Source organism: Terrimonas ferruginea DSM 30193, from assembly GCF_000425585.1.
GTDB classification, from domain to species: Bacteria; Bacteroidota; Bacteroidia; order Chitinophagales; family Chitinophagaceae; genus Terrimonas; species Terrimonas ferruginea.
Genome location: NZ_AUDS01000021.1, coordinates 122,330 through 129,228, shown reverse-complemented (window position 1 = coordinate 129,228; position 6,899 = coordinate 122,330). Strand labels below are relative to the sequence as shown.

6 protein-coding genes are annotated in these 6,899 nt (G+C 49.5%); 4 read left to right on the top strand and 2 right to left on the bottom strand.

What is annotated here, in order from left to right; translation table 11 throughout:
• Window positions 1–224, bottom strand: a 224-nt coding sequence (locus tag H608_RS24630) for a hypothetical protein (protein WP_028787378.1), incomplete at its 3' end; no start/stop codon positions are given.
• Between the two features lie 204 nt (window positions 225–428).
• Between H608_RS24630 and H608_RS0108930 the strand changes: the two genes are divergently transcribed.
• From H608_RS0108930 to H608_RS23545, 4 genes are read left to right on the top strand one after another with little or no spacing between them, the layout of a single operon-like run.
• Window positions 429–1,121: an SIR2 family NAD-dependent protein deacylase gene (locus H608_RS0108930; RefSeq protein WP_038007908.1), complete on the top strand. Its 693-nt coding sequence runs from the start codon at window positions 429–431 to the stop codon at window positions 1,119–1,121.
• Window positions 1,122–1,178: 57 nt separating this feature from the next.
• A complete protein-coding gene (locus H608_RS0108925; protein ID WP_051268154.1) occupies window positions 1,179–2,879 on the top strand; it encodes a DUF1800 domain-containing protein in 1,701 nt (566 codons plus the stop codon).
• 15 nt (window positions 2,880–2,894) lie between these two features.
• Window positions 2,895–4,178 carry a DUF1501 domain-containing protein gene (locus H608_RS21785; protein ID WP_038007892.1) on the top strand — a complete coding sequence of 428 codons (1,284 nt, stop codon included), beginning with the start codon at window positions 2,895–2,897 and terminating at the stop codon, window positions 4,176–4,178.
• Between the two features lie 51 nt (window positions 4,179–4,229).
• The gene (locus tag H608_RS23545; protein WP_028787375.1) at window positions 4,230–5,552 is read left to right on the top strand and encodes a hypothetical protein; all 1,323 of its coding nucleotides are present in this window, start codon (window positions 4,230–4,232) and stop codon (window positions 5,550–5,552) included.
• Here H608_RS23545 and H608_RS0108910 read toward each other — a convergent pair.
• Window positions 5,549–6,862 carry a saccharopine dehydrogenase C-terminal domain-containing protein gene (locus tag H608_RS0108910; RefSeq protein WP_028787374.1) on the bottom strand — a complete coding sequence of 438 codons (1,314 nt, stop codon included), beginning with the start codon at window positions 6,860–6,862 and terminating at the stop codon, window positions 5,549–5,551. The two genes, H608_RS23545 and H608_RS0108910, sit on opposite strands and share 4 nt — an antisense overlap.
• Window positions 6,863–6,899 lie beyond the last annotated feature (37 nt).

Here is a 6,899-nt window from a genome sequence, read left to right as displayed (position 1 = left end):
TCGCTGTCCAGGATCTTTTGGTAAAAGCTGTTGAGCTCACGCTGTATGGAACGGGAAAGGCCCTGCACTAACAGAACAATCAAATGAACAAAGGTCAGCTTGCGATCACGGACAAATCCATTCCGGCCGGATTCTGTACGGCAGTCGCTAACAAATTGTTCATTATGTAATTTTTGAGTTAATTCATTGAGATAGGTTACTCTAAAAACAGGTTCGCTATTCAATACCCCCCTGTAATCCTATCCTAAAAATAACAAACTTTTTCTCTACTTAACACCTGTCAAAGAACTTCAGCCTTAAGGAAACGACATTGATTCACCATTCACCATTGACCATTCACTATTGACTTATTCACGCAAATATTACCGCAAAAACACCAGCCCCTGAATGCGCTTTTTTGAATTTTGATTTTTTACTTTTGAATTATCATGAAACAAAAACTCGTCGTGCTCTCCGGGGCAGGTATTAGTGCTGAAAGCGGATTAAAAACTTTTCGCGATACGGATGGTCTGTGGGAGGGCTACAATGTTTACGATGTGGCAACGCCCGGTGCGTGGCGCCGAAATCCACAAATGGTGCTCGACTTTTACAATGAAAGAAGACGCAACGTGGCCGATGCACAACCCAATGCCGCGCACCGCGGACTGGCCCAACTGGAAAAAAACTTTGACGTTAAGATCATAACCCAAAACATCGACGATCTGCACGAACGGGGCGGCAGTACCGATATCCTCCACCTGCATGGTGAAATTTTTAAAATGCGCAGCGAAGAAGATGAAACCCTGGTGTATCCGATTCACGGCGATATAAATCCGGGGGACAAAGCAGACGACGGCGCACAACTCCGGCCGCATATCGTGTGGTTCGAAGAACCCGTGCCGCTTATCGCAGAAGCGGCGAACTTAGTCCGGCAAGCCGATATTTTCGTAGTAATCGGCACTTCCCTGGCCGTTTATCCGGCTGCCGGCCTGCTGGATTTTGTCCCGGACGAGGTTCCGAAATATATTATAGATAAAACGATACCGTCAGTAACCCGCAAGCCCAATCTCCACGTGATTGAGAAAAAAGCAACCGAGGGCGTTGCCGAACTCCTTGAACGCCTCGGTATTAACAGTCTGTGAAAAGATAACAACCCATCTGGCACTGTTTTTTCTGACATTCGGTGTTAATCCTCCGGTATGGACAGAAAATCATTTTTCAGCACTTTGCGCCGCCGCGAAACGCCGGCTGCGGGTGATTGGGATTTTAATGCAGTTAAAGAGGCTGTTGAAGCAGGTATCGCACCCGTTAAAGGCAAACTCAACGATACACAGCTCCGTCACCTGCTGCGGCGCGCCATGTTTGGCGCATCCGAAAACGACCTGCACCATTTCTCCGGCAAAAAAATTAAAAAGATCATGCAGGAGCTGCTGGCGGATACAGACATGCCCGCACCTCCTGTCAATAACTACAATGATCCTCCCGAGAAGAAAGATGATGTTAATTATTATGTAGACGAGGAAATACCGGAAGGACAAACCTGGATAACCGCCACCATTACCAATGGCAAGAATAATGGACGACGGAAAAATTCTTTTAAAGCCTGGTGGGTTAGCCAGATGCTTAATCAATCGCCAAACATCCGCGAAAAAATGGTGCTGTTCTGGCACAACCATTTTGCCACCGAAACGGCCGTGATCGATAATGCCATTTATATTTACCGGCACAACGAGTTGTTGCGTAAACATGCACTGGGCAATTTCAAGGACATGGTGAAAGCCATCACACTCGATCCGGCCATGCTCAAATACCTCAACGGCAATGCCAATACCAAAAAAGCACCCGACGAGAATTACGGTCGTGAGTTGCAGGAATTATTTACGGTCGGCAAAGGCCCCGATTCCCGTTACACGGAAAACGATGTAAAGGCAGCAGCACGCGTATTGACAGGTTACCGCATCGACAATAAAACTTTTACCTCCGTATTTGAACCGGGCCGCCACGACGACACGGATAAACAATTCTCGGAATTTTACCATAACACTGTAATCAAAGGCCGCAAGAAGGAAGAAGGGAAAGAAGAACTTGACGAACTGATCGATATGATCTTTGCGCAACCGGAAGTAGCAAAATTCATTTGCCGCAAACTCTATCGCTTTTTTGTTTATCACCAGATAGATGATAAGGCGGAGGCCAATGTGATTACGCCGCTGGCCGACGTTTTCCGGAAAAATAAATACGAGATCAAACCTGTGCTTGAAGCCTTGTTCAGCAGTGATCATTTTTTTGAAGCTGCCAATTATGGTGGGATGATCAAGAGTCCGGTTGACCTGGTCGTTGGTTTTTGCCGCGAGTTTGAAGTGAAGTTCGATAATGCCAACGCCGTACCCGATCAATATGGTTTATGGTTGCAATTGCAGCAACAGGCATCCTCCATGCAGCAGAATATCGGCGACCCGCCGAATGTTGCCGGCTGGCAGGCTTATTACCAGGAGCCGCAATACGACAAATTGTGGATCAGTTCAGATACATTACCCAAGCGTAACCAGTTTACCGACCGCATGATCAACAATGGGCTCACGCGTAGCAAAGCGAAACTGGTGGTGGATGTGCTGCAATTCACGAAAGACATTCCAAGAGCCGAAGATCCAAATGCGTTAATCGCTGAATTGAGTAAATTGTTTTACTCCGTCAGTCTTTCACCCGAAGAGCAGCAGTTCATTAAAGTGAATACGTTGTTGTCGGGCCTCACCAATATGCAATCGGATCATTACTGGACGGATGCATGGAAAGCCTTTCTGCAAAATCCGGACGATAAGAAGAACAAAGATGTGGTGGTAAAGAAATTGAAAGCGCTCTATCGCTATATGATGAACAGGCCGGAATATCAATTATGCTGATGTAAAAAGGTTGTTATGAAAAGAAGAGACTTTTTCCGCATTACGTTGCCATCGGTCACTTTGCCGATGCTGGTGAATGGATTTTCCATGCAGGCGTTTGCCGAATCACCACTGGCCGGCCTGATTGAAGCAGGAGAGGAGAACGACCGTGTGCTTGTGTTGGTACAATTGAATGGTGGTAATGACGGCCTCAATACAATTATCCCAATCGATGTATATGACCGCTATTATGCGGCGAGAACCAATATCGCTATTCCCAAAGAAAAAATATTGACGTTGCAGGGCGTGGATCATACCGGTTTGAATCCCGCGATGACGCATATGCAGCAATTATATAGTGAAGGAAAAATTTCTATCGTGCAGGCGGTGAGTTATCCCAAACCCAATTTCTCACATTTCCGCGCCACCGATATCTGGCTCACCGGCGCCGACAGCGACCAGGTACTGGAAAGTGGATGGGCCGGCCGCTATCTCGACGAGTCTTATCCGGGATTTCCGGCCGATTATCCCAGCAGCAAAATGACCGACCCGCTCGCGATTCAGATCGGCGGCATTGTATCGCCCGCATTGCAGGGGCCGCTTACTACCATGGGCATGGCCATCAGTAATCCTACCAGTTTTTATGCGTTGCTAAAAAGTGAGCCCTTTGCCCAGTCACCATCCCGTGCAGGCGATCAGCTCGCTTATATCCGGCAGATGTCTATGAAAACGGATCAGTATGCAGGCGTGATCAAACAGGCTGCATTGAAAGTGAAACAACAATCCGATAAATATCCTGCCGCCGGTAAAAACCCATTGGCCGATCAGTTGAAGATCGTTGCACGATTGATCGCAGGCGGATTGAAAACAAAAGTGTACATGGTGAGCATGGGCGGTTTCGATACGCATTCAAGACAAACCGAACAGGGTGATACCACCAGCGGTAATCATGCCCGTTTGCTGGGCCGCCTGTCCGAAGCAATCGGCGCTTTCATGGAAGACATCAACGGACTCGGCGTGGGCGATCGCGTACTGGGCATGACCTTTTCTGAGTTCGGAAGAAGGATTAAATCCAACGCCAGCGGCGGTACCGACCATGGCGCCGGCGCACCCGTGATCCTGTTTGGCAACAAAGTAAAACCGGGCGTGATGGGCACCAGCCCCGATATACCGGAGCAGGCCAACGTAAAAGACAATGTGGGCATGCAACATGACTTCCGTGCTTTGTATGCGGGCATTCTGCGAAACTGGTTCCAGAAAGAACCGGCGGAAACCCGGCTGGTATTGTATAAAGACTTCCAGCCGCTGAACATTGTCTGACAGGCAATTTTAGGCTTTTGGTAACACCGGACCCCGTATCATTGCAACCTGATGAAACGAATATTCAGCGTTTTACTGATCGTTACGATCACCTGTCAGCAAGCGGTTGCGCAGGAGCCGGCACGTTTGCAGAACCTGCGGCGTTATGTAAGTACTTATCCACCTGTAGCGGCTGATTCGGCCCGCAGGCATCTCACCCTGGTGCTTGGTTCGGCCAGTCATTACCTGTATCCGCTTTACCAGGCTTTTGCATTCGAACAACGCTGGCGTACACAAATGGGCGACCGCAACTTCGAACAATTCCTTGCCCAGTTTCTTTCCATGGCAGGTGATTACAGCGCTGCACTCAGCTATGGACAAAAATCCTATCGTCCCGTAAGTGAAGCAAAGAAGAGACAGATCGATCGTTACATCGATCAGCTCAAACGGGTGCAATCGATGGAGGCAACGGCCTATGTTACCGGTCGGGCCATGCGGGAGCGCGTGCTGATGATCAACGAAGCATTTGACAAACCGCAACACCGCGCATTCGTTTATTCATTGCTTGATAAATTATATGAGGAAGGCTATCGCTACCTCGCCATGGAAACATTGCGTCATGCGGCGGGTTTCCAACCAACGGAATTGAATGTTTTTACAGGTCACTATACCAACGAACCGATAGGCGGAGAACTCGTGCGTCATGCATTGGAGAAAGGATACACGCTCGTGCCCTATGAGGATACTACTGCTGCCGGTCATACTCCCTCACAAAGAGATTCGGCACAGGCATCGCATTTATACCAGGTCATCAAAAAAGACAGCAGTGCCCGCATGATCGTGCTGGCAGGATATGGTCATATAGCTGAAGATCCAGTGGGTGAAGATTATGTGCCAATGGCTCTGGCTTTTAAAAAACTGAGCAATATCGATCCACTGACCATCGATCAGACGCTCATGACAGAGGGCAGCACATTTGCCGAAGGTGCCTATTTTCATGCGCAATTAACCAAACGATTAGCCATACAGGAGCCGGTGCTGCTGTTGCAGAAACAGCAACCCTTTAAACTGATGGATGAAACCGGCTACGATATACAGGTTGTACATCCGGCAAGTGTTTACGAAGACGGAAGACCAACCTGGCTGAAGATGGGCGATGTTCGCAAAAAAACGCTCATCGCACCGGGCGAACGCTACATGTTTATGGTGCAGGCCTACTATGAAGACGAATATCAACCAGCTATTGTCGATCAGTTGGTGCCCGCGGATCAGACATTTGCAGCAGCCGACAACGGCTATTATGCTTTGTATTTACGTCCGGGTAAATACACAATCGTGTACCGCGATATCGCGTACAAAAAATTAGCGGAGAAAATAATTGAAGTGAAACCTTAAACGTGCTCTTCCGTAAACGCCACACCGAGTGTGGCCAGTTCTTTGAGTACGGGTTCATAAATCTCTTTTATCACCGGAATGTGCAGCCCGCGTACAGTCAGCGTTCCGTTAAGGATCAGTTTGGCGGCGATGCCCAATGGCAGGCCAACGGTTTTGGCCATGGCAGTCCGCAAATGATCTTCACCTTTTACCACGAGGCAACTGCGTACTTCCTTTTTCTCACCCGACAGTTCGTAACCGATTTCGTGCAACATGATGATCATGTCTTTGTCGGCCGGTTGCAGTGCGAGTTTGGTTTCCAGCACTTCCTGCAGCAAATCTGCCGGGCTGTATTGCGGACGGGAAAGCGGCAACGGCGTATCGAAAGCCAAAAAAGCCAATTGCCTTGCCACAACGGACTGCGCGTCCGCTGTCAGTTGTTGATACGTATCTGACAGTCCATGCTCGTTCAGGTGATGCTGAAACAGCTCCTGCAACGAACGGCCATCGGTGGTATAAACGGGTGTTTCGGCTGTGAGGCCCAGCCCGATAATCTGCTCCCAGCCTTCCATGAAATCGGGATGGCGCAAAGTGGTGCGGATAAAAGTGGACGCGTCTTCGAGGCCGTAAAGCGGCGCATAGCTGAGTGAATCGCGGTTGGCGTACCAGCCCCAATTGCCCTGGCCGGCAACGGGCACTTGCCTGCGGTTGGCAAAAAGATCGTGGTAGCCCGTATGCGCTTCCTGGCCGTTTTCGCGGTATACGGCGCCTGCTTTGCCCGCGAGTACGATGTTGCGCGGGTTCCAGCTGATCTTATAATGCCAGGGATTGTCGTCGCTTTCGGGCGCCACCAGGCCGCCGCAATGTGACAGGAACGAATGGATGGTACCTCCCTGGTTGCGGATGTCCGAAATGAGCTGCATGGCGCTCATGTGGTCGATACCGGGGTCCAGTCCCATTTCGCAAAGGAAAATGAGGTCTTTGGCGGCGATGTCCTCTGCGTGCGCCCGGATGCCGGGATCCACATAGGAAGCGGTGAGGAGATGTTTACCCTGCGCAAGGCATTCCGTCGCCACCAGGCTGTGAAGCGCGGCAGGCAACATGGAAATGACGAGCGATGATTTGGCTACATAACCTGCTCTCGCATCCGCGTCGGCTATGTCAAATGACAGCGGTGTACCGTGTGGGGAGTTGCCGATCTTGGAAGCGGCCAGTTCGTAATTGGCGTCAACCACGTACAAATGCCGTTGCTCTTTGGCAGCATTGTTGAGTAAATAATCGATCAGAACGGTTGCGGATTTGCCCGCGCCAAACAACAGTATATTTTTCATCATCAGGTAATTAGACAAAAAGCGATTAATCAGGAAT